This is a genomic window from Aerococcus sp. 150760013-2, assembly GCF_053627715.1.
Map to the genome: position 1 here is coordinate 43,284 of NZ_JBSEYI010000014.1, position 26,401 is coordinate 69,684.

Below are 26,401 nucleotides of genomic sequence, written 5' to 3' on the forward strand. Positions count from 1 at the left end.
CAATCGACTGGTAACAAAAGGATTGAAACAAGATGTATTTTTTAGGGCCGTTACTTATATGGCTAGAAGACATTTCTGCAGGTAGAATTTTAAATTTCCATTTAGTAGAGTTATCGTTGTTTAGTTTGGATAAAACCATCTTCTATATGATTGCTTTACTGGTTATTCAAGCAGGAATCATTTTCTATAAACGGTCTAAGAATACAAATTATTCGATTGACTGGTTTAGAGAAGCAATCAAATTTATCTTTGCCATATATTTAATATTGTTGGTACATTTAACCGTATTACGTTATGATTGGCAATGGTGGCAAGCGTCCTTCAACTTTGAACGGTCGCTGAGTGAATTAAATTGGATACCACTGGTTGATACTATTAAGTTAAGAAACGGGTCCGCATTTTCCTTCTGGTATAACTTCTTTGGGAATGTTGTTTGGTTCTTTCCATTTGGTATGATGCTCCCCTATATCTTTAAGATGAAGCGTGCCTTCTTCATCACGTTACTTTGGGGATTGTTATTTTCCGTATCAATTGAAACCATGCAATTTTATTTAGAAACAGGCGTAAGTCATATTGATGACGTCATTTTTAATGGCGCAGGGGTAATCATCGGTTACCTGATCTATGACATTTTGAAAATCAGCAACAGGTATATAAAAGGGAGAAGAAATACAAATGGCTAAAAAGAACACACAATTACCAAAAATGGAACTGCGTAAATGGGCAACAGTCCAAGTGAAAAAAGGACAAATCCTTTTAACTGAGAAAGACTTCGTTAATCCACCATCATTTACTGAAGGTGAACTAGTCGAAATCATCGGTATCGACCACGAATTCCTAGGATACGGCTACATGGCCAAGCAACATAAAGGTGTTGGTTGGATCCTAACAACTGACCAAAACGCTGACACAGGCTTACTTGGTGATCTTGATTTCGTACAAGCAAAACTTCAAGAAGCCAAAAACCAACGTCAAGCCTTGTTAATCGACGATATGACCACTGCCTTCCGTATTTTCAACGGTGAAGGTGACGGCATCGGCGGTTTCACAATCGATTGGTACGCAGGTTACGCCTTGATCCAATGGTATTCAGAAGGGATTTACCGCTACAAAGACATTATCCTAGAAGCCCTAAACAACGTATTCCCAGAACTTAAAGGCATTGTTGGGAAAAACAGATTCAACTTAGACGGTACAGGCAGCGCTAAACAATCAGAAGTTTTAGCTGGCGACATTCCTGAAACCTTAACCATCCAAGAAAACGGCGTAAACTACATCGTTCGTCTTGATGACGGTTGGATGACAGGGATCTTCCTTGACCAACGTAACGTCCGTAACTACATTCAAACTGAAATTGCACCAGGTAAATCATTGCTGAACTTGTTCTCATACACAGGTGCATTCTCTGTCGCTGCAGCACTAGGTGGGGCAGCTGAAACGATGAGTGTTGATGTGGCAAAACGAAGCCTACAATTAACACAAGAACAATTCCAAGCCAACGGTTTAGAAATTGGTGACCAACATAAAGTCCGCGTGATGGATGTCTTCAATTACTTAGATTATGCCAAAACACATGACTTACGTTTTGACATCGTGGTCCTTGATCCACCATCATTCTCACGTACGAAAAAACACACGTTCCAAGCAAGTAAAGACTACCGCAACCTAGTTGCTTCAGCATTATCAATCTTAAACAAAGGCGGTTACTTGGTAAGTTCAACAAATGCAGCCAACATGACTAAAGAAGATTTCATTAAACAAATCGGCGAAGGTTCAGATGACGCACGCGTGGACATCATGCCTGTAGCTGACTTTGGCTTACCAGTCGACTTCCCGGCACCAAAAGGTAACCCGGAAAGTGACTACCTAAAAGTAGAAATCTTCCAAAAATTATAATAAAGATTAACTTGTAAGCCTTCAGCTTACGCTTTATCTATCATACCATTGAATGCAATGGGACCGCCCTCAGAAAAACTTTCTGAGGGCTTTTTTGACGACTCATTCTGTAAGGTGTGCCCCCACCTAATAGTCTAATGATGTCGAGAAAAAATGATGACCTTGTTTTCTAATGTCGTTTTTTTAACAGGTGGTCACCATTTTTTACAAAAATATATTTAGCCTACTACTAAAGTTTGTCGTCGATTTTATATAAAGATTTACTTCTTGACCAACTTCAATTCTCGTAAAATCAATCATCAGCTTCAAATCCGGAAGTCCTTTTTCCAAAAAATGATATAGTGATATAAATGTCAGTATTGTGCTATAAATGTTAGTATGTAATTATGGTAATACAAGTAATTGAAAAAGCACAACAGAAAGTAGGAATTTGAATGAAAAGTAGAGCTGCTGTTGCATTTAATCCAGGTGAACCGCTGGAGATTGTTGAAATTGATGTTGCGGAACCAAAGGCGAAAGAGGTATTGGTGAAAATCCTTTATACTTCTGTCTGCCATACGGATGCATTTACCTTATCAGGTGATGATCCAGAGGGTGTATTCCCTGCTGTACTAGGCCATGAGGGTGCTGGTGTGGTGGTTGCTGTAGGTGATGAAGTGACGTCTGTTGAGGTGGGCGATCACGTGATTCCGCTATACACGGCTGAATGTGGAGAGTGTAAATTCTGTCGTTCTGGTAAAACCAACTTATGTAGTGCTGTCCGTGAAACGCAGGGTAAAGGGTTAATGCCTGATGGCACTACGCGGTTCTCTTATAATGGCGAGCCTATTTACCATTACATGGGGACAAGTACTTTTAGCGAGTATACGGTCGTTCCTGAGATTTCTTTAGCGAAAATTGATAAAGAAGCGCCACTTGATAAAGTCGGTTTATTTGGTTGTGGTGTCACAACTGGGATCGGTGCAGTCCATAACACCGCTAAAGTAGAAGAAGGCGCTGTAACGGCTGTATTTGGTTTAGGTGCTATTGGATTAGCGGCTATTCAAGGTTTGGTGCAAGCGAAAGCAAGTCGTATTATTGTAGTTGACTTAAACGAAGATAAGTTTGAATTAGCTGAAAAAATGGGTGCTACTGATTTCCTAAATCCATCTAAATTCGACAAACCAATCCAAGATGTCATCATTGAAATGACAGACGGTGGGGTAGATTACAGTTTCGAGTGTATCGGAAACGTTGACGTGATGCGTTCAGCCCTAGAAGCTTGTCATAAAGGTTGGGGTGAAAGTGTCATTATCGGGGTTGCGGGTGCGGGTAAAGAAATTCACACACGTCCCTTCCAATTAGTTACAGGTCGTGTATGGCGCGGGTCTGCCTTTGGTGGCGTGAAAGGTAGAACGCAACTACCAGGTATGGTTCAAGATTACATGAACGGTGAGATTGATATCGATTCATTTATCACCCATAACCTTGATTTCACAGACATCAATGAGGCGTTTGACTTGCTGCATAAAGGTGAATCTATCCGTACCATGTTGACTTATGGGGAGTAATGAAAAATGACTTTAGAAATGATTGCTAGCAATCGTGCCTTTGGCGGTGAACACCGTAAATACCGCCATTTCTCAAAGACCTTACAATGTGACATGACCTTTAGTCTATTCTTGCCATCTAATGAAGAAGGGCAAGAAATCCCGCTAGTTTGGTTTTTATCCGGTTTAACTTGTACAGACGATAACTTTAGTCAAAAAAGTGGTTTTCAAAGATTAGCTGAACAACACCAAGTGGCCGTTTTGATTCCAGACACCTCACCACGCGGAGAGGATATTGCTGATGACGACGCTTATGACCTTGGTCAAGGCGCAGGATTCTATTTAAACGCCACACAAGAACCGTGGGCTAATCACTACAAAATGTATGATTATCTGGTGAATGAATTGGGTCAAATTGCAGCCGATTTAATCCCTCATTTTGCGGGCCAAGAAAGTATTATGGGCCACTCAATGGGTGGACACGGTGCCTTAGTTATTGGCTTGAAAAATACCGACCGCTTTAAAGCCATCTCTGCCTTTGCACCCATTCTAAACCCAAGCCAAGTGCCGTGGGGGATCAAAGCCTTCACAACTTATCTAGGTGAAAATGAGGAAGCTTGGAAAGAATGGGATGCCACAGAACTGATTAAAGACGTTGACGCGCCGTCAATTCTAATCACCCAAGGTAGCCAAGATGAATTCTATCCAGAACAATTAGACGAAAGCTATTTCCTCGAAAACGCTAAGGAAAATGGTCAAGCAGTCAATTATCAAAAAGTAGAAGGCTATGACCATAGCTACTACTTCATCGCAACATTCTTAGAAGAACACTTCGCCTTCCACAAACAACATTTAAAATAACAGAACAATGACGTCCCTTGAAGTAGACTTGAACAAGCTACTTTAGGGGCGTTTTTTGATTGGGAAAAAGAGGCGCTAGGTCAGATCGGATTGATGAATAATTGTTAAACATATAGATAAGTAAATTTATATTTTTATCAAAATCATCTACCTCATAGATTATTTAAATAACTTAAGTTAAATATTCCGATTCTTTGATTTTGCCTGACCAAATAGTATATGATTAAGGATGACTGGGAGTAAAGACGAAGAATTAGGGTAATTTAAAAAGGAAAGTATGGTGTTGTATAGTGGCTTACATTCACTTAAAGGATGTCGTAAAACAATATGGAACAGGAAATACCGCAATTTTAGCCAATGACCATATTAATTTAGAAATTGAAGAGGGCGAATTCGTAGTGATTCTTGGCCCTTCTGGTGCTGGGAAATCAACTCTTTTAAATATTTTAGGTGGGATGGATGCAGTCACTTCGGGTGAAGTTTTAGTAGCGGATAAAAACATCGCTTCATATGACGAAAAAGGTTTAACCGAATACCGGCGTGACGAAGTGGGGTTCATTTTCCAAAATTATAACTTAATCCCTAATTTGACGGCTATTGAAAATGTAGAGGTATCAGAAGAAATTTCGGATAATTCATTAGCTGCCAAGGATGCACTACAAGGGGTTGGCTTATACCACCGCAAGGACAATTTCCCGTCACAATTATCAGGTGGGGAACAGCAACGTGTGTCGATCGCCCGTGCGATTGCGAAAAATCCAAAATTATTATTATGTGATGAACCAACGGGTGCTTTAGATTATGAAACTGGGAAAAAGGTGTTAGGATTCTTACAAGATTTAACCAATGAACAGGGGACAACTGTTGTTGTGATTACCCATAACCAAGCGATTGCGCCGATGGCTGACCGTGTCATCAAAATCAATGATGGGACTGTTTCGTCACAAGAATTAAATCAACAACCAATGCCAATTCAAGATATTGAATGGTAGGTGGTCCTTAATGAAGAAGAATAGAAAAATATGGTTAGACGGCTTTCGTGAGATCAAGAATACCCTTGGGCGGTTTCTAGCCTTATTGCTGATTATCGTTTTGGGAACGGGGTTCTTTGTGGGTATCCGTGCAGCTGCACCGGATATGATTGCAATAGCGGACAAGTATTTTAACCAAACTAACTTAGAAGATATGTCTATTCAGTCAACCATGGGACTTGACGAGGATGATTTAGCCTTATTAGAAGATGTGGAAGATATTGAATATCAACCTTATGCCTATGTTGACCGTCAGATTGCTACGAGTAATGATTTAGTTCGTTTCTATCCAAACTTCAATGAAACATCAGATATCAACCAATTTGATGTCCAAGAAGGGCGGTTACCTGAAGCAGTCGATGAAATCGCCATTGATAGCCAATTAGCCAATGATGAAAACTACCAAATTGGACAAGAAATCAGTTTAACTGATTTAGGTGTCAACTCAGAAGACAATGAAAGTGGTGTACCAAGTCTTTCGGGTGAGACCTTTACCATTGTCGGCTACGTAAATTCACCCCTGCAAATTACAAATATTAGCCGCGGGGCGACTGGGCTTGGAGACGGGCAATTAAACGGTTTTGCGGTGATTGCACCTGAAGCCATTAATGGGGATATTTATACCAGTATCGCTATTGACGTGACCGCTGTAGATGATTTAGAAGCCTATTCAGGCGAATACAATCAAGTCATCGCAGATAAGCAAGCAGAAATTGAACACGTATTCGCCGACCGACCAGGTGAAGTCTACAACCAGACTGTATCTGAAGCGGAATTAGAAATTTCATCTGGACAAGCGGAAATTGACTCAGCTAGGTCTGAATTGGCGTCTGGCGAAAGTGAATTAAACCAAGCACAATCAGAAATTGATGACAACCAAAGTCAACTAGACCAACAAGAAAGCCAAGTTGAGTCCCAACTACCAGAAGGCGTATCCTTAGCTCAAGCTAGCATGTCCAGTGTGGCCGCTCAATTAGAAGCTGGTCAAGCAAGTCTTGATTCAGCTCAAAGTGAGTTAGACCAAGCAAGAAGTGATTATGAAAGTGAGAGTCTAGAAGCTGAAGAATCCTTATCTAGCGCTGAAGCAGATATTGCAGACGCTGAATCAACATTGGCTGATTTAGATGAACCGACTTATACGATTAACGACCGTTCTGGCGTCTCAGGCTATACCGCTTGGGAAAATAATGCGGACAACATGGCGACAATTGGCCAAGCCTTCCCAATTATTTTCTTTCTGATTGCAGCTTTAGTTTCCTTTACCAACATGCAACGGATGGTAACAGAGCAGCGGGTTCAAATTGGGACTTACAAGGCCTTAGGTTATAGCCCACGAATCATTCAAACCAAATACATTATGTATGCAGGAGTGGCAGCTATTTTAGGGTTGGTCATCGGTATTTCAATCGGTAACTATCTATTCCCGAATATCATTGTGTCTGCCTTCGCCAATACCGTGACCCTACCAGGCATGATTTACACTTGGCAAATTGTGGACATCTCACTCGCAGTAGGGACTTCTTTATTGACGACTGTTTTACCAGCTTGGTTAACCACTAGAACGACTCTGAACGAGAAGACCGCCCGCTTATTGCAACCTGTTACTGGGAAAAATGGCCAACACATTTTCCTAGAAAGGTTTAAAGGGTTCTGGTCCCGCTTGAGTTTCCAAGGTAAGATCACTTGGCGGAACATCTTCCTCTATAAAGGACGTAACTTGATGACCATTATTGGGGTTGCCGGATGTGCCATGTTGATTGTCACTGGATTCGGTCTATCTGACTCTATTTCAGGTCTACCGGACGAACAATTCATCCAAGTGAAAATGTATGACGGGAGCCTGTCATTCAATATGGATGCCAGTCAAGAAGACCGCGACCAAGTGGTGGCCGATTTAACAGATAATGGTGACGTGGAGAATGTTTTACCGCTGTCCCGTGACGTTCTGATGACCGATGACGAAACAATCACCCAACAAATCGTGAGTGTCATGTCCTTTGATTCAGAAAGCAACTATCAAGATTACTTCCAATTACAAGAACTAGACACCGAAAATAAGATGACCTTACCTGAAGATGGCGTCTTTATCACCGCTAAGCTGGCCTCATTATTGGGCATTCAAGCAGGAGATACAGTGACCTTAGTGGATACCAATAACGATCCTTATGAATTTTCTGTAAAAGGCGTCATCACCAACTATCTAGGTCATGAAATCTACATGACAGATGCTTACTACCAAGAGGTATTCGGTGAAGAAAGTGAAGAAAACACAGCCCTTGTTCAATTTGAGAGAGGGTTATCCACTAGCGACCAGGCAGCAATCTTTGACCAAGTCAAAGAAGAATCTAGCGTCATTGGAACAAGTTTAAACGCTAGTCAAATCACGGACTTTGAGGAAACCTTATCAGCCCTTGATTTAGTGACCGTCGTCTTGATTATTTCAGCAGGTGGTCTGGCCTTTATCGTCCTTTACTCATTAACCAACATTAATGTGTCAGAACGGATGCACGAATTGGCGACAGTTAAGGTGCTAGGATTCCGGTCAATTGAAGTCAGTATGTATGTTTATCGAGAAACCTTATTCTTAACCATGGTAGGGATTATTATTGGGAACTTCTTAGGTTACGGCTTACTAAGCTATATCCTCAATACAGTGGCAATCGATCAGGTATTCTTCCCGATCGTGATCCAATGGCAATCTTACCTATACGCAAGTCTGATTACCTTAGCCTTCTCCATTGTGGTCATGATCTTCATGCACTACAAACTGAAGAAAGTGGAAATGGTATCAGCACTCAAAGAAGAAGATTAATTAAAGTAGGACCGGGATTCATTCCTGGTCTTACTTTTTTATGCGCAAAATCATTAAATTCAACACAATTTGTACAATATTGTTTTTGGTAAACCCCTAATATTGGGCTTTTGTGTCTCATCTTCTCATTTAATTCCTTAAAAATTAAAGGATTCTCTAGACAAGGCTTGAGTTTTTAGTAAAATGAGAGTAACAAAAGATGATAGCGCTTACAAATTCTAACGTTTAAGGAGAGATAAACAATGAATTTGGACTGGATTAAAACGCGCGCAATTACTTCCCCTGAAAAGGTGGCGGTGATTGATCCATTGAAACACACAGAATTTACCTATCAAGATTTAAATCAACGTGCGGAAATTTTAGCTCGGCACTTGGTAGAGGATGCAGGCGTCAAAAAGGGAGACCGGATTGCCACTTTTGCCCCTAACGATATTGCTATTATTGATATGTTGTTAGCGGCAATTAAGATTGGTGCAGTCTTCGTTCCACTCAACTGGCGATTAAAACCAGTAGAAATTGCCCGAGTGGTAGAAGATGCAGGTGTTGAATATATTTTATATGCAACTAACCATTTAGACCGTCTATCAGAAGTACCTGACGCTTACATCAAGTACAATGTGGACGAGGCTGAATACAATCAAATGATGGATTTAAGTAACCATCAACCTTTTGAGAGTGTGTCTATTGATTGGCAAGATCCTATTTTATTAATTTATACCTCAGGTTCAACCGGTCGACCAAAAGGGGTCATTCATACCCATGAAAGTTATCTAAATAACGTATTCAATCAAATCATTTCTTGGAGAATGAGTGAAGATTGGGTAACAATTGGCTCAACCCCAATGTTCCACATTTTAGGTTTTATTGATATTGCGATACCAATGTTAGTTGTAGGTGGTCAATTAGTCTTAGAACGCTACTTCAACTATGAAACCATTAACGATTGGATCCGTACTTACAAACCAAATGTACTAGTCATGATTCCAACCATGTACTACGGTATTATCGCTTCACCTGACTTTAAACCAGAAAACTTAATGAGCGTAGACTTATTAGTCGCAGGAGGGTCACCACCATTACCAGCTGTACAAAAAGTTTTCCAGCAAATGGGTAAAATTATCATTAACGCCTACGGCTTAACCGAAGCGCCTTTATTAACGTTTAATACTAGTCAACGCGCTAATGAGCGCCCGACTACAATTGGTTCTCCTCTTTTATTTGATGAAATGATCGTTGTAGATGATGAGATGCACCCATTACCACAAGGTGAAATTGGTGAATTGTTGGTGAAAGGGAAGAACGTAACACCTGGTTATTGGAAGCTACCTGAAGAAAATGCCAAAGCTTTCCATGATGGCTATTTTAGAACTGGGGATTTAGCTTACTTAAACGAATATGGGGAAATGACTTTAGTCAATCGTTTGAAAGAATTGATTATCACTGGTGGGGAAAATGTCCTACCATCTGAAGTTGAGGCCGTATTAACCCAGCATCCATTGGTTAAATCAGCTATTGTACTTGGATTTGAACATCCAAAATTTGGTGAATCTGTTTCAGCAGCGATCATGGTCAATAAAGATGTTGAAGGCGCAGACAAATTCCAAGAAGTACTAGATCAATTCTGCTTGGAAAAACTTGCCGGTTATAAGACGCCAAAACTTTACATGGAAATTGACGAAATCCCAGTTAACTCGGTTGGTAAACCAGACCGTATAGAACTTAGTCGTATGATGGCAGCGCACGCTAAAGAAAATTTGACAGCAAGCGCAGGTAGTTAAAATAAGGATTAAATTAGGCACTAGGAGACTTATTTTCCTAGTGTTTTTTTATTTGCTTTTAAATATACCTAATAATGGTTGCTTATAAAATTCAACTATATAAGGGATTTTGTATTTATTTTGTAATAGTAATCATAAGTTTAGCTTATAACTATTGTTAATGACGCTTTTTAGAAAGCGTTTACAATAACTATTAGTATTACTCATAGTCCATATTAATAAGGCTTATTTTTCTTTACACCTTATTGGTATTAATATAAGTTTGTAAGCGATATCATTTTTGTTAGTTTTACTAGAAAATATTCAATTCAGGCAAAACCAGCGTGGCAATTGATCTATATATAAATAATAAGGAGTGTTTACCTCATGGAAAATAGAGAAGCAGTATTAAAAGAGTTATTCCCAGAAGATATCTTAAAGATCTCAAGTGGTTTAACCGATGGAGAAATTGAAGTTTTAAAACAGTTGGTAGAACTATTAGAAAGCAAATACCGCAGTGGCTTAAATGAAGCATGGGTAACTGAATCAGAACCAGAAGGATTCTTTGAAGATATTGGTAATTTAAGATACTTTGACAATCCACTTTTATTTGAAGGGCGTGAAGGTAAAAAGACAACCAGTCAATTATTCCAATTCTTTTTCGCTTTTACCCTATCGCGTTTTGATGTGTCCTTGAATACTTTATTGGGTGTTCATACGGGACTAGGTTTTAATACTTTCCTATTTGGTGGTAGTCCTGAACAAGTTCAAAAGTATATTCCAAAACTAGCCAGTCATCAACTACGCACATGTTTTGCTTTAACTGAGCCAAATCATGGTTCTGATGTGGCTTGGGGATTAGAAACAAGTGCTAGACGAGAAGGCGACAAATGGATTATCAATGGTGAAAAACGGTGGATTGGTGGTGCTTCAGTTGCTGATGTGATTCCAGTATTTGCTCGAGATGAGGAAACTGGTAAGCCAAAATGCTTTATCGTTCAAGCAGGGCAAGCTGGTTTGGATATTGATGTAATTCAAAATAAAATTGCTCTAAAAATTGTGCCAAATGCTAATATCCATTTGAAAGATGTTGAAGTAGCTGAAAGTGATCGACTACAAAATATCAATTCATTTAAAGATATTGCGAAAGTTTTATATTCAACACGTGCAGGAGTTGCCAACATGGCCACCGGTGCGATGGCTGGGGCATTACAAGCTAGCTTGAAATATGTCACTGAGCGTAAGCAATTTGGTAAAGAAATTTCTAATTATCAATTAGTACAAGAAAAATTAGCCATGATGCAAGGAAATTTAACTGCTGCAATGGCTCTATGTTCACAAATTGCACGTCAACAAGAAGAAGGTGACTACAACGAGGTAGTAACTTCAGTCGGTAAAATGATGAATGCATTAAGACTTCGGGAAACAGTGGCAATGGGCCGCGGAATTTGTGGAGGTAACGGGATTGTAGTGGACAATGATATTGCACGATTCTTTGCAGATGCAGAAGCCGTCTACACCTATGAAGGAACGCACGAAGTAAATGCCTTAGTCATTGGTCGTGCCTTGACCGGACAAGCAGCATTTAATTAGTAATTTAAACCGACAATAATAAAGAGCCGGGTAGACAGTTCAAATAATCTGCCCAATCTCTTATTTTTAGAAATTGATCAAAGATGGAGGGAAATACAATGACAATTACAAAAGCGACCGTTCTCGGGGCTGGTGTCATGGGGAGTCAAATTGCCGCCTTACTCGTAAATGCGGGATTGAAAGTACAATTATTAGATGTTGTCATCGACGAAAATGAACCGAATAAACTTTCTAAGTCTGGATACGACCGTATTACTGACCGGAAGAAACCGATGCTATACCAAAGTCAATTTCAAGGTAACTTGACCTATGGGAATTTTGATGATGACTTAAGTGAACCATCAGATAGTGATATTTTTATTGAAGCAGTTAAAGAAGATATCAAAATTAAACACGCTATTTGGGAGAAGATTGCTGCAGTCGCTAAACCAGAAGCTATCCTAGCGACAAATACTTCCGGTATTCCAATTCAGGCAATAGCTAAAGTTTTTAAAGGTGCAGAGCGTGAACGATTCTTAGGCATGCACTTCTTTAATCCACCACGCTATATGAAATTGGTGGAATTAATTCCAACTGAGTTTACGTCTGAAGCGACAATTAATCAATTAAAAGTCTTTACTGAGAAAAAGTTAGGTAAAGGGGTAGTTGTAGCGAATGATGTACCAGCCTTTATCGCTAATAGAACAGGCACCCACTCTATGAGTGATATTATGTACCGTGCTGAGCGTGATCGCCTGTCAATTACGGAAGTAGATGCCTTAACAGGAAAAGCGATTGGTCGGCCACGCACTGGTACTTATGGGCTATCTGACTTAGTAGGGAATGATGTGGCTACTTTTGTAGTTGGAGGCTTGACGCAAGATCCAAGCGAACAGCCATATTTCAACCAATCTACATTAATTGGCAAATTGGTTGAAGCAGGGGCTTTAGGTAATAAGGTTGGTCATGGTTTTTATAAGAAAGAAGGCCGTCAACGTTTAGTATTAGACCCAGAAACATTCACCTATGTACCAGCTGAAAAACCAAATCTACCTATTTTAGCTAAATTCTCTAGTAACTTGAAAAAGAATATGGACGTCATCTTTAATGCCACAGATACAGCTGGTAAGTTCCTTTGGGAAACTTTAGCGAGTACTTTCTATTATGCAGCCAATAATATCCCTAAAGCGGCAGTGGATTATAAAGATATTGACCGTGCCATGGTTTGGGGCTTCAATTGGAAAGTCGGTCCCTTCCAACTTTGGGATTTAATGGGCTTTGAACGGGTTAAAAAACGTATTGAAAAAGAGATAGGACCTTTACCAGAATGGGTAGCAAATCGAAGTGAGCCATTTTACAAAGAAGGGGAGATTCTTGAGAATCTAACCCCAATGAGTGAAAAGGTAGATGCAAATATTTGGGAAACAGAGGCATCAACCTTAAGTGTTATCAATGATAATCAGTTATTATTCAATTTTCACACACCAAATAATACGATTACAGGCGAGTTATCAGCTGAATTGATTAAAGCTGTGGATGAATTAGAGTCTGGTGACTATGTCGGGATGGTAATTTATTCAAATGGGCCGCATTTCAGTCCTGGTGCGAATTTGAATATGATGAAAGAAGCCATTGAGTCTGACGGGGTTGATGAGTTAATTGGTCAAACAATCAGTGAACTACATGAAGCGGTTAACCGGGTTCGCTACACAGCAAAACCAATTGTAACAGCCGTTCGTGGTCGTGCACTTGGTGGCGGGGCAGAATTGGTTTTAGCATCACCTTATATTGTCGCTGCGGCGGAATCTTATATCGGCTTAGTTGAAGTGGGTGTTGGTTTAGTCCCTGGTGGCGGTGGTTTAGCGGAATTAACGGAACGTGTAATGAATATGCCAATCCAAAAAGATGCAAAAATGCGTATTCTAGGCGATGTCATTACGCGCGTAGCTTCTGGTGATGTATCGATGTCAGCTTATGAAGCCAGAGATAAATACTATCTAAGAAAGTCTGATGATATTGTGGCAGCTAGTGATAGCGTAGTGGAGATTGCCTTAGACAAGTTAACTTACTTATCTAAGACGAACTTTATTCCGCGGACTAAGGTGAACTTCCCAATTCTGGGTACTAGCTTCAAAGCGGTTGTGGAAGGTCAATTAGATGCCATGCGGCTAGGTCATTTTATCAGTGACTATGATATGGAATTAGGGTTAACCGTTGCAGAAATTATGACAGGTGGGGGCTTACCTGAGGGAACACTTGTTAACCAAGATTGGTTACAACATCTAGAAAAAATGCATTTCCTTAGATTAGCGAACAACCAAAAAACATATGAACGGATTGCCTATATGTTAGAAACACGTAAACCATTACGAAACTAGTGGATGAAATTAGGAAGGAATGAACGAATGATGCAAGATGCTTATATCGTTTCTTATGGACGATCAGCGATTGGTAAAGGGCGGCCGAATGGTGCCCTAGCCAATGATCGTCCAGATGATGTTGCTGCTGAAGTATTAAAAGGGGTCATTGACCGTATTGAAGGTGACTTTGATCCAGCTTTAATTGAGGATGTCATTGTCGGATCAGCCTTTCCAGAAGGTGTACAAGGGATGAACTTTGCCCGTACAATTGCCTTACGGGCGGGGTTACCTTATACAGTTGCTGGTCAAACAGTGAACCGCTATTGTTCATCGGGATTGCAGACAATTGCTATAGCAGCTAATGCTATTATGGCTGGTCAATCAGATGTGCTAGTAGCTGGTGGTGTTGAGTTTATGAGTGCAGTTCCGATGGGTGGGAATGAACCAACGAATAACCCAACCTTACAAACAGAAGATTCGGGTGTGTCCTATCCAATGGGGTTAACTGCTGAAAATGTAGCAAGTAAATACAAGGTTAGTCGCGAAGACCAGGATGCATTTGGTGTAGAAAGTCATCGCCGGGCCCACAAAGCACAAACTTCTGGTCGTTTTGAGGATGAGATTATACCGGTTACTACCCATAAAGTGCGCTATACCGAACATGGTCCACAGGTAGAAGAAAAAATCTTTGATCAAGATGAAGGGATTCGACCAGAGTCTTCAATGGAAACTTTAGGAAAATTACGGACAATCTTTAAGGCAGATGGCACTGTGACAGCAGGAACAGCTTCACAAATTTCTGATGGTGCAAGTTTTGTTGTCTTAATGTCAGGCGATAAAGTCAAAGAATTAGGGGTTAAACCAATTGCTCGTTTTGTTGGCTTTAAGGCTGTTGGCGTTGATCCAAAATATATGGGGATTGGCCCAGCCTATGCCATTCCAGAGGTCTTAGAACTTACTGGCTTAACTTTAGATGATTTAGATTTAATTGAGTTAAACGAGGCCTTTGCCTCCCAAGCTTTAGCGTCAATTCGTGAATTAGGTATTGATCAATCCGTCACTAATGTGAATGGTGGAGCGATTGCTCTAGGCCATCCTCTAGGGGCTACAGGTGCGATTTTAACCTCAAGATTGCTAGCTGAAATGGGCAAACGTGAAGATAGTAAGTACGGCATGGTGTCTATGTGTATAGGTGCTGGTATGGGTGCTGCGGGTATATTTGAGTATATTCACTAGACAAGATGGTATAAGGACTCGCTAAGCTATTCAAATTCTATCAGCTTGGCTAGTCCTTCATCCATTTTGCAAAGGAGTAAATTAATGTTTGAAACAATTTTATTTACCATCGAAGACAAGATTGCAAGAATAACTTTTAACCGTGAAGCATCCGGCAATGCCTTTTCTGAAACAACTTATCAGGAAGTGATCGATGCATTAACAAAGGTTGAGCAGGATCCCGACGTAAAAGCAATCGTGATTACTGGCGCTGGGAAATACTTCTGTGCTGGTGGTGATATTCGCCAATTTAAAGACTTGGTGGCGTCTGGTGAAGGTATTCCCGAATCAGGTGTGATTAAAACAGGAGAGATGGTTGCAGCCGTTCGTAGGTCGTCTAAACCAGTGATAGCAGCCGTAAACGGTGTGGCAGCTGGTGCTGGGTTAGGCTTAGCCTTAGCCTGTGATTTTATTTTGATGGGGGAAAATGCACAATTAGTGACGGCCTTCATTCAGATGGCTTTTCCAGGTGATACTAGTTTGCTCTTTAATTTGAGTCAATCAATTGGCGTTTACCGGACTAACCGTCATGTCATGCTAAATGAACCCATCACAGCTGACTTAGCCGAAAACTATGGACTTACCTATCAAGTAGTAGCGGATGAAGGATTACTAGCAGCCGCGTTGGACTTGGCTAGTCGTTTTGTTGCCGGCCCTTCTGTAGCTATAGCTTATCAAAAGGCAATTATGTATGATCTACAATATCCAAAGGCTTTAGAGAATAACAAATTAGAAGCGAAATATATGCGTAAGGCTTCCTTAACTGAAGATCACCGCGAGGCAGTTACTGCTTTCTTAGAGAAGAGAAAGCCTAAGTTTCAAGGAAGATAGTTTGGTATGGTAAACTATTGGCAAGAAGAAACGTAAAGGGGCCAATAAATATGGACATCAACCAAATGCAGTATTTTGTGGAAATTGTAAAATCAAATGGTAACTTAACAGTTGCCGCAGATAACCTTTTTGTCTCACAGTCAGCTTTAAGCCAATTTATTAAAAATTTTGAAAAACAACAGGGTGTGTCGCTTTTCAACCGAAAGAACGGTAGAATTGTAAGCGTTTCCGAATCTGGGATGCGGGTTTATGGGTCAGCTTTAAAAGTATTGAATCAATACAGCAATCTAGAACAAGTGATTGAGAAAGAATCGCTCGTCCACAAGGGGCGCATCAAGATTGGGATTCACCCAACTTACTTAAGGTTTTTCTTTAATAAGTTTATTCCACAATTCCTCATTGAAAACCCAGATGCCCACATTGAAATTGTGGAAGCTGGGACCAATGATTTATACCAGATGCTTGAAGATAATATGATTCATATGGCCGTTTTAGTACCACCTGAAACAATGGATGAAGATAAATATGAATCCCATCAATTAGTACGAACAGAAATTGTGGCTTTTATGGGACCAGACCATCCTTTAAGGACGAAACGCCTACTTAAATGGTCACATCTAGATGGCTATCATTATGTTACTTATAACAAGGAAGACATTGTGCACGATTTGGTTAGGGAAAAATTGCGTACCCATGATTCTAAGGCGATTCAATTGTTTACTTCAGGTTCTTGGGATTACATGATTGAAACAGTCCTCTATAATCAATTAGTTGCGCTTTTACCAACAGTATATTTTAGTTTATTCATTGCCAAATTAAATCAGATGGGGATTGTGGAGAAACGATTTGAAGATCCTATTCCCTATATTCCAACCTTAGTACGTGAGAAAAAAGCAGGGTATTCAAAAGTTGAAAACTTTGTTTACCAATCTATTTTAGAGAATTTCTATCTAGAAAATGAAAGTCTTAAATATGATTTTCTAGATGAAGCTTAATTAGTGGTTATTAGATAAATACGGTACGGACAATGAACTTTCATGATAAGTGCAGGCCTATTTGATAACCTCTAATCGTTAATATGAGAAGGAGCGATCCAATATGCAAACGCGTGTCACTGAAATGCTCAATATTCAGTATCCAATTATCCAAGGGGGAATGCAGTATATGTCGCTGGCTGAACTTGCTTCAGCTGTGTCAAATGCTGGTGGACTTGGTATAGTACCGTCCATGGCTTTCCCGGACGTAGATAGTTTAAGAGCTGAAGTCAAAAAAATGAAAACTTTAACTGATAAACCCTTTGGCTTCAACATTTCATTAGTACCTGAAGTAGCTATGCCAGAAGTGATTATGGATTATATTCAAGTCTTGGTTGAAGAGGGGGTACCAGTAGTTGAAACTTCTGGTCAACGACCAAGAAACTTTATCCAACCATTGAAAGATGCTGGTATTAAAGTGATTCATAAAGTTACCTCCATCCGCCATGGGTTAGCGGCACAGGAAGATGGTGCGGATATCATTGCCTTTGTTGGTGCTGAAGGTGGTGGCCACCCAGGAGTAGACCTTGTTTCTGGTCCAATACTTTGGGCTAAAGCGGTAGAGAAAATATCTGTACCTGTATTGGCTGCTGGTGGGATTGTGGATAGTAAAAGCCTATATGCCGCTATGGCTTTAGGTGTAGATGGTGTCTTAATGTCCACTAGATTTCTAGCAACACCAGAAGTGAATGCTTCGGATACTTATCGGCAGGCCTTATTACAGATACCAGAAAATGGGACTGTTTTAACAATGACATCTTTAAGAAATGCTATGCGTGTGGCTAATAATGAAATGGCTCAAGAAATCCTGCAAGCAGAAAAAGACGGCGCGACACTAGAAACACTAATGCCTTTGATTTCAGGGCGGAGGTCTTATGAAGCGATGCAAAATGGGGATGTCCAACATGCGCAACTCAGCATGGGTCAAGGCGTGGGGCGGATTAACGAGATTATGACAGTTGATGAAATATTTGAGGAGCTTATTAATGGTTTCCAAGAACGACATGCCTATATGACTAACCTTTCGGCTGTATTTAAGTAGGAGGGTAGGCATATGGATAAACAGCAGATACTTTCAGATTTATATCCTGAAGACGTGTATGGTTTCAGCCAAAAATTAACTGAAATAGAAGTTGAATTGTTGAGTAAATTGCGTCAAGTATTAGAAGATCAAATAGCGCCTACTTTAAAACAGCACTGGAAAGAAGAGACTTTTCCTTTTGAGGCTTTTAAAGCGGTCGGCGACTTAGGTTTAATGAACCATCCTGACCTATTCAAAGAAAGCCAGCAACCATATAAAGTGAGCGAATATTTTAATCTTTTCCGTTATTATGAATTGGCCAGGACGGATATGTCCTTAGCGACCTTTATGACTGTCCATGCGGGCCTAGGCTTCACTACCTTATTACAAGGCGGAAGTCAGGAACAAATTGATTATTTCGCACCAAAATTTACTAGTTTTGAGTGGCAGACTTGTTTTGCCCTAACTGAGCCTGACCATGGGTCTGATATTGCTGGAGGTATGGCGACAACAGCAGTAAGAGATGGCGATAACTGGCTACTGAATGGTGAGAAACGTTGGATTGGCGGCGCAGGTTCAGCAGATTTCATACCAATATTTGCCCGTAACCCAGAAAATAATGATATCCTTTGCTTCATGGTATCAACCGCAACCGAGGGCCTTACCGTAGAGAAGATTGATGGGAAAATAGCCCTAAGACTGGTACAAAATGGTCATATTCATTTAAAGAATGTACAGGTGGCTGAGGCCTTTAGACTACCTAAAATTCAATCCTTTAGAGATGTTTCGCGTATCCTTTACGCAACGCGTGCAGATGTTTCCCATATTACGGCAGGTGGGCATGCGGGTGCCTTAAGGGCGGCTTTGAAATATACGGGACAGCGAGAACAGTTCGGTAAAAAAGTTAGCCAATTCCAAATTACCCAGGAAAAATTAGCGAGGATGCAAGCGAATGCTGCAACTGGCTTATCCTTATCTTATCGCTTAGCTGAACTTCAAACTGAGGGGAAATATGCTGAAGTGCCAGCTTCAATTGCTAAAATGCAAAATGCTCGTTTATTAAGGGAAACTGTAGCATTGGGTAGAGAAATTTGCGGAGGAAATGGTATTACGGTGGATACGGAAGTTGCAAGATATTTTGGAGATGCAGAAGCCATTTATTCCTACGAAGGTACACATGAAGTGAATAGTTTGATTATAGGGCGACATTTAACAGGATTTAGCGCCTTTGTATAGTTTGTTTAAAAGTCTTGTGGCGGACCGGGTGCGAAAACTTAGTCCGCTATTTTTATTGAAGCATTAAAAAGAATTTAGAGGTGGACTATGAAAAGTAAGGTACGTTCAGTAACAGAAATTGTCGCCTTAGTGAAAGATGAGGCACGTATTGCTTTCACAACTAGTGGTATTGGTGGTTTGGCGGAAGAATTTTTTGGCGCATTACGTCAGCAATATGAGCAAGCCAGTCACCCAAAAGACATTACTGTGATATCAGTTGCAGGACTCAGTCGCGGTGAGGGAACGGGAATTGACTTATTGTTAGCACCTGGATTACTCAAACGCTATATCGGGTCTCATATCCACGGAGCCCCATTAACTGGGCAAGCTGCCTTGAATAATCAAATTGAACTATTTATTATACCTCAAGGAACGATTGGTTTACTTTATCGAAATGCCGCGGAAAAAGGACCGGGCGTGTGGACAAAAGTTGGACTTGATACCTATGTAGACCCTCGTCAATCTGGCGGAAAAATGTCTGATAAAGCTCGTCAGCAAGATGACTTAATGGTAGTTGAAAATCTACAAGGCGAAGAGTGGTTATTTTACAAGAGCATTGGCATTGATGTAGCCGTTATTAAGGCAACTTATGCTGATGAGAAGGGAAACTTGGCTTTCACGCATGAACCCATGAATCTACAAGCCTTAACAATGGCTATTGCAGCTAAGAATTCTGGTGGAATCGTCATTGCTCAAGTTGAACAAGTAGTTAAAAGAGGTAGTTTACAGGCAAAATCCGTTGTTGTACCAGGAATTTTAGTAGATTACGTGTATAAAGGCACACCTGAGTATCATCAACAAACTTTTGCTACAAGCTATAATCCGTTGCTTTCAAATGAGATTCGTAGCGATTATTTGCCAATAAAATCAGCACCCTTGTCCCCTAAATTGGTGATTGCACGTAGGGCAGCTTTGGAATTGAAGCGGCATTCGATTATTAATATAGGAGTTGGGCTTCCTTGTATGGTATCTAATTTAGTTTATGAAGCCAATTTACTTGATGAATATCATTTCACCACCGATTTAGGAGCTGTTGGTGGGGTACCTGCTCCCGGATTTGACTATGGACCAAATTATAATGCAGAGGCAGTCATTAACTCTGGTGACATGTTCGACCTATACCATGGTGGCGGACTAGAGACAACAGTACTTGGATTTGGTGAAATAAACCAAAATGGCAATGTGAATACGACTTTATTGGGTAACCGTATTATGGGTCCTGGTGGTATGATGGACATTGCGGAAGGCGCAAAGCAAATTATTTTTGTAGGTCCTTTTATGGTGAAAGATAAAAGTCATGTTGAAAATAACCAGTTAGTGGTTGATGATCAAGGAAGTAATAGTAAATTTACGGACGCCTTATCTTATGTCACTTTCAATGGGTCAAAAGCAGTTAAGGCGGGTAAGAAAATAACCATTGTGACTGATAGAGCGGTGTTTGTGTTGAATAAGGAAGCGAAATTGGTTTTAACTGAAGTGGCACCTGGTCTAGAATTGCAAAAGGACGTTCTTGACCATATGCCATTTAACCCAGAAATTGCTGAAGACTTAAAAGAAATAGACAGCCAATTATATCAGGATGAATGGGTTTTAAGTGATCATCAAGTACAATAATGTATTTTCATTAGAAGGTAATGAGGGGGCGTAACTTGGCAATATTTGACATGCCTTACTAAAGAATATAAAATAAGCGTGACTAATGGCTGTATTTATATATTTAGGAGATAGTAATGTTGATGAATAGGGTAGCAATTGTCGTTGAACCAGTGACAAAAGACCAATCTGGCGAAATTCGCGTCTTAGTGGATCAAATGGTTTACAAGGCAAAGAGTGCAATTCCTGACGGCGAATTCGTTCAAAACGAATTGGTTAAGATTTGCCGCATTGAAGACGATATCGCATACTGCCAACGTGGTATGTTAGATAATCAATATGATCAAGATATCAAAGTTTCTGTTGTTAGCTAAACTTTGCAATATATTATATTAGAAGCAGGTTTCCGGTAATAGGGTGCCTGCTTTTTTATTTTAAAAATATTATTTACACAAAATTTACATCATATAAATAGCGATATTAACATTTAGTCGGTATTATGCTAAGTGGGACACTTATTGGGTTTTTTATGAGGAGGAGAACATGTCAAAACGTTATTTTATTTCTACTAGTCGTATTGTGTTATCTATCGCAGCAACAGGTATCGTTGGTTTAGCAGCTACACCTCAAGCTAAAGCAGCAGAAGTAACCACCGTCGTAGAAACACCTGCATCAAATGCCACAAGTACTGAAGCTACCACTTCTGAAGTTGTTGTCGAAGAAGCACCTACAACTGAGGAAGCGTCAGCAGTCGAAGAAACTGTAGCAAGCGAAACAGCAGCATCTTCAGCAGTAACTACTGAACCTGTCGTTGAAGAATCAACACTTGTAGATCCAGTTGTTGAAGACGTGATTACTGAGGACTTAACAGTGTCAGAAGTAGCCGTTGAAACACCTGTAACGACTCCAGCAAGCGACGCAGATACGGATGGTGATGGTCGTGTGGATGAAATTACCATTGCCCATACAAATGACATTCACGGTCGTGCTGAACAAGCTAACGGTGTAATTGGTATTGCAAATGCAGCCCAATATTTTGAAGAAGTTGACGCAGATGTGATTGTAGATGCTGGGGATGCCTTCCAAGGTTTACCTTTATCTAACCATGATGAAGGTGCAGCAATGGCTGAAGCGATGAACGAAGCTGGCTATGACGCAATGGCAGTGGGTAACCATGAATTTGACTTCGGTCAAGATGTTGCAACTGGTTATCAAGACAAAACTGGTTTCCCAGTATTATCAGTAAACACTGTATATGCAGATAGCCAAGAGTTAGTATTTGGATCTTCTACAAACGTTTCGACACAAGGGTATAACTTAGGTGTCGTTGGGGTAACAACACCAGAAACAGCGACTAAAACACATCCAAATAACGTTCAAAATATTGAATTCTTATCTCCAATTGATACAACAGTTAATGAAATTAATCGTTTAATCGAAGACCAAACAACAATTGAAGACGCCTTTATCGTCTTATCTCACTTAGGTATAGATGCAACAACAAATGAAGAATGGCGCGCAACTGCTTTAGCAGCGGCTTTAGATGACGTTGCAACATTCGATGCTTACCAAATTATCATTTTAGATGGTCACTCTCATACAGCTTTTGCCAATGAACGTTACGGTAATGTCTTGTTACAACAAACTGGTACTGCTTTAAATAACATTGGTTTAGTGACATTGAACCTTGTTGATCCTTCATTAACAGAGGGTCAATTAGTGGATGCACAAACAGCCTTAGAAACAATTGGTTATGAATTTGACGAAGAGGGCAACCAAGTAACTGCTGGCCGTACAAATGAAACAGTTCAAGCGATTGTTGATGAAGCTTCTGTGGCTTTTGAAGAAGAAACAGGTCGTGTGATCGTTGAAGAAAATCCAATCTGGTTTAACGGTGTTCGTGAGTACGTGCGTTCACACGAAACAAACTCAGGTACATACATTACCGACGCAATGGTTGAATACGGCCGTAACGGTGGTTTCAACAACCCGACTGATTTCGCTATGATCAACGGTGGTGGTATTCGTGAGCAAATTGTTCAAGGTGAACCAATCACTGAAGGCGACGTGATTGCTGTTTTACCATTTGGTAATATCATCTCTCAAATCCAAGTAACTGGTGAAACAATTTACGACATGTTTGAATTGGCTTACTCAGCAACGACTGTAACGGAACCTTATTCATCTTCTGATGGTCAATACACTGTAGAAGCAATCGATGAAGACTCAAACTTACCAAGTCTAGCAGCTTTAGGTGGTTTCTTACAAGTATCTTCTGACATCAAAATCTACTTCGACCCAACATTAGAAGCAGGTCAACGTGTATTAGGTGTTTACATCTTAAACCGTGAAACAGGTGAATTTGAATTAGTGGCTGATGACGCAAATGGTAGCTACTTCATGGCAACTAACGATTTCTTAGCACAAGGCGGGGACGGCTATACGATGCTATCTGGTGAACGTGAAGAAGGACCTTCGTTAGACCGTGTTGTGATGGATGCAATGGAAACTGGCGTTGTAAACTTAGCAGACTACGCTGACGAATTACCACAAAACCAAATCATCCCAATGTTAACTGCTGACTACGAAGCTTTACTTGCTGAAGCTGGTGAAACACCAGCTGAAGAAGTTCCGGGCGAAGAAGTACCAGGTGAAGAAACGCCTGCAGAGGAAACTCCGGCAGAAGAAACAACTGGCGGTGAAGCAGAAGAAGAAGCGACTTCAGGTAAAACGGGTGGACAATCAGGTTCAACTGAAGCTGGTTCTACAGATAAAACAATAGATAAAGCAGCAGATAAAGCTGATCCTAAAACACCAGGTAAATCATCTAAAGCTGAAGAAAAAGAAGCAGCTGTAGTGGCTGCGGCTACATTGCCAAAAGCTGGATTCACAGCAGGTGGCTTTGGATTTGCCTTCTCAGCAATCGTTGCTGGATTAGGTTTAGCCTTACCAGGACGTAAACGTAAATAATTGATACTAATATAAGATACAAAAAGAGGGCTGTCTCGATTAAAGGAGACAGTCCTCTTTTTGTAAACTAAACTAAATCTAAGACATTAATCAGTAATCGAATAGGTGCGACTGAGACAAGGGTTGAAAGTAAGAGTCGTTTTGCCAATTGTTTAGGATATAAATCGGTATCATTGCCTCGTGACATGGCCCAGACCCCAAAGTAATAGATAAAAAAATTGGTTGGGATATTGATGAGCGAGATATAGAACGTGGCGTCAGGCCCGTATAAGGCGAGGATTAAAAGGAGGCCCATGAAACCATTATTTTGAAAGAAGGTTAGAAACTGAACAGTTCCGGCTAAGGTTATTGGTGCTTTTAATAATTGTTGTCATTCAGCGACAAACCCTATCAGCATAATCATTTGAATTACAGACGTCAGAACTTCACTGCTTTGTTGATTTTACTATCATTATATAGACCACTGGGAAAGATTAGCTGGAATCAATAGGAAAAATGAAATAGGCAGGAATAAGCCATAAAAGATATAAATAAAACGGTTAGAGTCAAGTTAGGGCGATAAGTAGACGATTTCAAAAAAAAAATGATAAAATGATTAAAATAAAGCTTTATTATTAGAATTTAATTTGGTATATTATAGACAACTCAGAAAAACGAAAAGGAGCGAGGTACCATGACTAACATGAACAAAAAATCATCGATGGCTATTTGGGCTTCAAACCCGCTTAGTATTTCTCACGCATCTTTATTACTTTTATTAGCTTAGTTAGGGTTCTACAACATGATGTAGGGTCCTTTTTTCCATGAAATATGGGCCTAGCTAATTAGCCGGTGGTTCGTATCTCACGAAGCGCCGGCTTTTTTATTGGGATCAGTTAGCTAAGAAGAGTGACGAGAATGAAGGAGAATATTTTGAGTTAAGGAATCCCCTTTTTCAAAGAAGGGGATCGGCAATTATATTAAAGTTTAAAATTATAGTGGAGATATAGGAGGATTTATGATGAATATTAAAGGGATTAAACGTTTCTCAGTCATGTTGCTGTCAACAATGGTAATTGCGGGTTGTGGAAATTTGACGCAGACTTCTAGTTCGAATTCTAATACGAGTGAGGACACGATTAAAATTGGTGGGAACTTTGAGTTAACGGGTTCTGCTGCTGGTTACGGGAATGATATTAATAATGGAGCGAAACTAGCGGTTGAAGAGATCAATGAAGCTGGTGGGATCGACGGCAAGCAAATTGAATATATTGAAGCGGATAACAAGTCGGATGCAAATGAATCAGCGTCAGCAGCGGCGCGTTTGATCGATGAAGAGGGCGTATCAGCGATTGTTGGGCCGTCATTGACCGCTAACTTCCAAGCGCAAATTAATGCAGCTACACAAGCGCAAGTGCCATTTATTGGGCCAGCGGTAACAAGTGATGGGGCGACCTTAGATTCTAATGGCGAAGCTTATGAATATGGGTTCTCAGTAGCCTTCCTAAACTCCTTCCAAGGGGGCGCGATTGCACGTTTTTCAAATGACCAAGGCTATGAAACGGCAGCAGTTATGCAAGATAACTCGTCAGATTACGGACAAATTCTATCAGACGAATTTACAAGCGCTTTTGAAGGGGATGTTGTAGCAACTGAATCTTATGTATCAGGCGATACAGATTACTCTTCTATCTTGACGAATATTAAATCTAAAAATCCGGATGTTATCTTCATTGCCGGTTACTATACTGAAGCGGGAACAATCATCAAACAGGCCCGTGAAATGGGTATTGAAGCAGCGATTGTTGGACCGGATGGTTTGGCCTCAGAAGAGTTGAGCTCACTTGCGGGTGAAGAAAACATGAATGACATCTACTATGTATCTCATTTCGCCTCAGATGAAGATGCTTCAAAAGCCTCTCAAGAATTCTCAGCAGCCTTTGAAGAAGCCTACGGTAAAGCACCGGATGAGTTTGCGGCCCTAGGTTATGACGCAGTTTACCTATACGCAAATGCGGTAGAAGAAGTGGGTTCTGAAGACAACCAAGCCATTGCTGAAGCGATTGCTAACACCACTGACTTCCAAGGGGTAACTGGTGCGATCACAATGAAAGAAGACCATACACCAAATAAAACAGCCTACATCCAAGAGATTCAAAATAATGAAGTGGTTGGATCAACTGCAGTAGCACCAGAATAGGTATTAGTACTTTCAGAATGGTAAAAAGAATCTCCGGATTTTCTAGCAATTTTCTAATAAAAGGCTTGTAACCCTTTTAAAACTTTGCTATATTAATAGCAACTCATTAAGAACAAATTAGAAAGGAAGTGAAACAAGATGAAAACAGTTGTAAAACAATCCTGCAATGTCAATAGTCTTGTTTCGCCAACCTTTGCTAACATTATTATTATTAACTAAGGGGATTCTACAAATGTGTAGGGTCCTATTTCTCGTTAAAGAGGGGCCTTGGTTAGAACGACGGTCCTGAAGAGGCTGTCGTTTTTTTTATGGACGAATTTACAATTTAAGTGCAACAACAATAATAAAATAAAAAAGATCCATAGTTTTCCTATAAAATAGATGTACCAACCAACTATTAGAAGG

18 protein-coding genes are annotated in these 26,401 nt (G+C 40.3%); all 18 read left to right on the top strand.

From position 1 onward, the window contains the following. Positions 1 to 32 precede the first annotated feature (32 nt). Complete coding sequence (locus ACUW85_RS08265; RefSeq protein WP_048729039.1) at positions 33 to 683, top strand: VanZ family protein; 651 nt, start codon at positions 33 to 35, stop codon at positions 681 to 683. Continuing rightward, positions 676 to 1,896 carry a class I SAM-dependent rRNA methyltransferase gene (locus ACUW85_RS08270; protein ID WP_069285794.1) on the top strand — a complete coding sequence of 407 codons (1,221 nt, stop codon included), beginning with the start codon at positions 676 to 678 and terminating at the stop codon, positions 1,894 to 1,896. Before ACUW85_RS08265 ends, ACUW85_RS08270 begins: the two co-directional genes overlap by 8 nt. Before the next feature lie 434 nt (positions 1,897 to 2,330). Then, positions 2,331 to 3,446 (top strand): S-(hydroxymethyl)glutathione dehydrogenase/class III alcohol dehydrogenase, encoded by a 1,116-nt coding sequence (locus ACUW85_RS08275; protein ID WP_048728899.1) that lies wholly within the window; start codon positions 2,331 to 2,333, stop codon positions 3,444 to 3,446. A gap of 6 nt (positions 3,447 to 3,452) precedes the next feature. Then, complete coding sequence (gene fghA, locus ACUW85_RS08280; protein WP_149314809.1) at positions 3,453 to 4,286, top strand: S-formylglutathione hydrolase; 834 nt, start codon at positions 3,453 to 3,455, stop codon at positions 4,284 to 4,286. 290 nt (positions 4,287 to 4,576) lie between these two features. Next, positions 4,577 to 5,278, top strand: coding sequence for an ABC transporter ATP-binding protein (locus tag ACUW85_RS08285; RefSeq protein WP_048728889.1), 702 nt, complete (start codon positions 4,577 to 4,579; stop codon positions 5,276 to 5,278). Positions 5,279 to 5,288: 10 nt separating this feature from the next. After that, a complete protein-coding gene (locus tag ACUW85_RS08290) occupies positions 5,289 to 8,129 on the top strand; it encodes an ABC transporter permease (protein ID WP_149314810.1) in 2,841 nt (946 codons plus the stop codon). Positions 8,130 to 8,371: 242 nt separating this feature from the next. After that, positions 8,372 to 9,907: a long-chain-fatty-acid--CoA ligase FadD gene (gene fadD / locus ACUW85_RS08295; protein ID WP_149314811.1), complete on the top strand. Its 1,536-nt coding sequence runs from the start codon at positions 8,372 to 8,374 to the stop codon at positions 9,905 to 9,907. A 366-nt stretch (positions 9,908 to 10,273) separates the two neighbouring features. Further along, complete coding sequence (fadE, locus tag ACUW85_RS08300; RefSeq protein WP_003141131.1) at positions 10,274 to 11,479, top strand: acyl-CoA dehydrogenase FadE; 1,206 nt, start codon at positions 10,274 to 10,276, stop codon at positions 11,477 to 11,479. A gap of 98 nt (positions 11,480 to 11,577) precedes the next feature. After that, positions 11,578 to 13,836: a 3-hydroxyacyl-CoA dehydrogenase/crotonase FadB gene (fadB, locus tag ACUW85_RS08305; protein WP_182023555.1), complete on the top strand. Its 2,259-nt coding sequence runs from the start codon at positions 11,578 to 11,580 to the stop codon at positions 13,834 to 13,836. A gap of 30 nt (positions 13,837 to 13,866) precedes the next feature. Continuing rightward, the gene (locus ACUW85_RS08310; protein WP_048728933.1) at positions 13,867 to 15,054 is read left to right on the top strand and encodes a thiolase family protein; all 1,188 of its coding nucleotides are present in this window, start codon (positions 13,867 to 13,869) and stop codon (positions 15,052 to 15,054) included. 84 nt (positions 15,055 to 15,138) lie between these two features. After that, positions 15,139 to 15,924 carry an enoyl-CoA hydratase/isomerase family protein gene (locus ACUW85_RS08315; protein WP_149255987.1) on the top strand — a complete coding sequence of 262 codons (786 nt, stop codon included), beginning with the start codon at positions 15,139 to 15,141 and terminating at the stop codon, positions 15,922 to 15,924. A 50-nt stretch (positions 15,925 to 15,974) separates the two neighbouring features. Further along, on the top strand, positions 15,975 to 16,919 hold the full coding sequence (locus ACUW85_RS08320) for a LysR family transcriptional regulator (protein WP_149255988.1): 945 nt from the start codon (positions 15,975 to 15,977) through the stop codon (positions 16,917 to 16,919). Positions 16,920 to 17,022: 103 nt separating this feature from the next. Further along, positions 17,023 to 18,000 (top strand): NAD(P)H-dependent flavin oxidoreductase, encoded by a 978-nt coding sequence (locus tag ACUW85_RS08325; RefSeq protein WP_048728860.1) that lies wholly within the window; start codon positions 17,023 to 17,025, stop codon positions 17,998 to 18,000. A gap of 12 nt (positions 18,001 to 18,012) precedes the next feature. Continuing rightward, positions 18,013 to 19,215, top strand: coding sequence for an acyl-CoA dehydrogenase FadE (fadE, locus tag ACUW85_RS08330; RefSeq protein WP_048728858.1), 1,203 nt, complete (start codon positions 18,013 to 18,015; stop codon positions 19,213 to 19,215). An 87-nt stretch (positions 19,216 to 19,302) separates the two neighbouring features. Next, positions 19,303 to 20,868 (top strand): CoA-transferase, encoded by a 1,566-nt coding sequence (locus ACUW85_RS08335; RefSeq protein ID WP_149314813.1) that lies wholly within the window; start codon positions 19,303 to 19,305, stop codon positions 20,866 to 20,868. A gap of 116 nt (positions 20,869 to 20,984) precedes the next feature. Next, a complete protein-coding gene (locus ACUW85_RS08340; RefSeq protein ID WP_069285805.1) occupies positions 20,985 to 21,221 on the top strand; it encodes a hypothetical protein in 237 nt (78 codons plus the stop codon). A 169-nt stretch (positions 21,222 to 21,390) separates the two neighbouring features. Next, positions 21,391 to 23,817 carry a 5'-nucleotidase C-terminal domain-containing protein gene (locus ACUW85_RS08345; protein WP_149314814.1) on the top strand — a complete coding sequence of 809 codons (2,427 nt, stop codon included), beginning with the start codon at positions 21,391 to 21,393 and terminating at the stop codon, positions 23,815 to 23,817. Positions 23,818 to 24,817: 1,000 nt separating this feature from the next. Further along, on the top strand, positions 24,818 to 25,996 hold the full coding sequence (locus ACUW85_RS08350) for an ABC transporter substrate-binding protein (RefSeq protein WP_048728847.1): 1,179 nt from the start codon (positions 24,818 to 24,820) through the stop codon (positions 25,994 to 25,996). Positions 25,997 to 26,401: the final 405 nt, after the last annotated feature.

Excerpts from the sequence above, each read along its gene's own strand:
- ACUW85_RS08265 (WP_048729039.1), top strand. The coding sequence starts at position 33 with ATGTATTTTTTAGGGCCGTTACTTATATGGCTAGAAGACATTTCTGCA.
- ACUW85_RS08270 (WP_069285794.1), top strand. The coding sequence starts at position 676 with ATGGCTAAAAAGAACACACAATTACCAAAAATGGAACTGCGTAAATGG.
- ACUW85_RS08275 (WP_048728899.1), top strand. The coding sequence starts at position 2,331 with ATGAAAAGTAGAGCTGCTGTTGCATTTAATCCAGGTGAACCGCTGGAG.
- fghA (WP_149314809.1), top strand. The coding sequence starts at position 3,453 with ATGACTTTAGAAATGATTGCTAGCAATCGTGCCTTTGGCGGTGAACAC.
- ACUW85_RS08290 (WP_149314810.1), top strand. The coding sequence starts at position 5,289 with ATGAAGAAGAATAGAAAAATATGGTTAGACGGCTTTCGTGAGATCAAG.
- fadD (WP_149314811.1), top strand. The coding sequence starts at position 8,372 with ATGAATTTGGACTGGATTAAAACGCGCGCAATTACTTCCCCTGAAAAG.
- fadE (WP_003141131.1), top strand. The coding sequence starts at position 10,274 with ATGGAAAATAGAGAAGCAGTATTAAAAGAGTTATTCCCAGAAGATATC.
- fadB (WP_182023555.1), top strand. The coding sequence starts at position 11,578 with ATGACAATTACAAAAGCGACCGTTCTCGGGGCTGGTGTCATGGGGAGT.
- ACUW85_RS08310 (WP_048728933.1), top strand. The coding sequence starts at position 13,867 with ATGCAAGATGCTTATATCGTTTCTTATGGACGATCAGCGATTGGTAAA.
- ACUW85_RS08315 (WP_149255987.1), top strand. The coding sequence starts at position 15,139 with ATGTTTGAAACAATTTTATTTACCATCGAAGACAAGATTGCAAGAATA.
- ACUW85_RS08320 (WP_149255988.1), top strand. The coding sequence starts at position 15,975 with ATGGACATCAACCAAATGCAGTATTTTGTGGAAATTGTAAAATCAAAT.
- ACUW85_RS08325 (WP_048728860.1), top strand. The coding sequence starts at position 17,023 with ATGCAAACGCGTGTCACTGAAATGCTCAATATTCAGTATCCAATTATC.
- fadE (WP_048728858.1), top strand. The coding sequence starts at position 18,013 with ATGGATAAACAGCAGATACTTTCAGATTTATATCCTGAAGACGTGTAT.
- ACUW85_RS08335 (WP_149314813.1), top strand. The coding sequence starts at position 19,303 with ATGAAAAGTAAGGTACGTTCAGTAACAGAAATTGTCGCCTTAGTGAAA.
- ACUW85_RS08340 (WP_069285805.1), top strand. The coding sequence starts at position 20,985 with ATGTTGATGAATAGGGTAGCAATTGTCGTTGAACCAGTGACAAAAGAC.
- ACUW85_RS08345 (WP_149314814.1), top strand. The coding sequence starts at position 21,391 with ATGTCAAAACGTTATTTTATTTCTACTAGTCGTATTGTGTTATCTATC.
- ACUW85_RS08350 (WP_048728847.1), top strand. The coding sequence starts at position 24,818 with ATGAATATTAAAGGGATTAAACGTTTCTCAGTCATGTTGCTGTCAACA.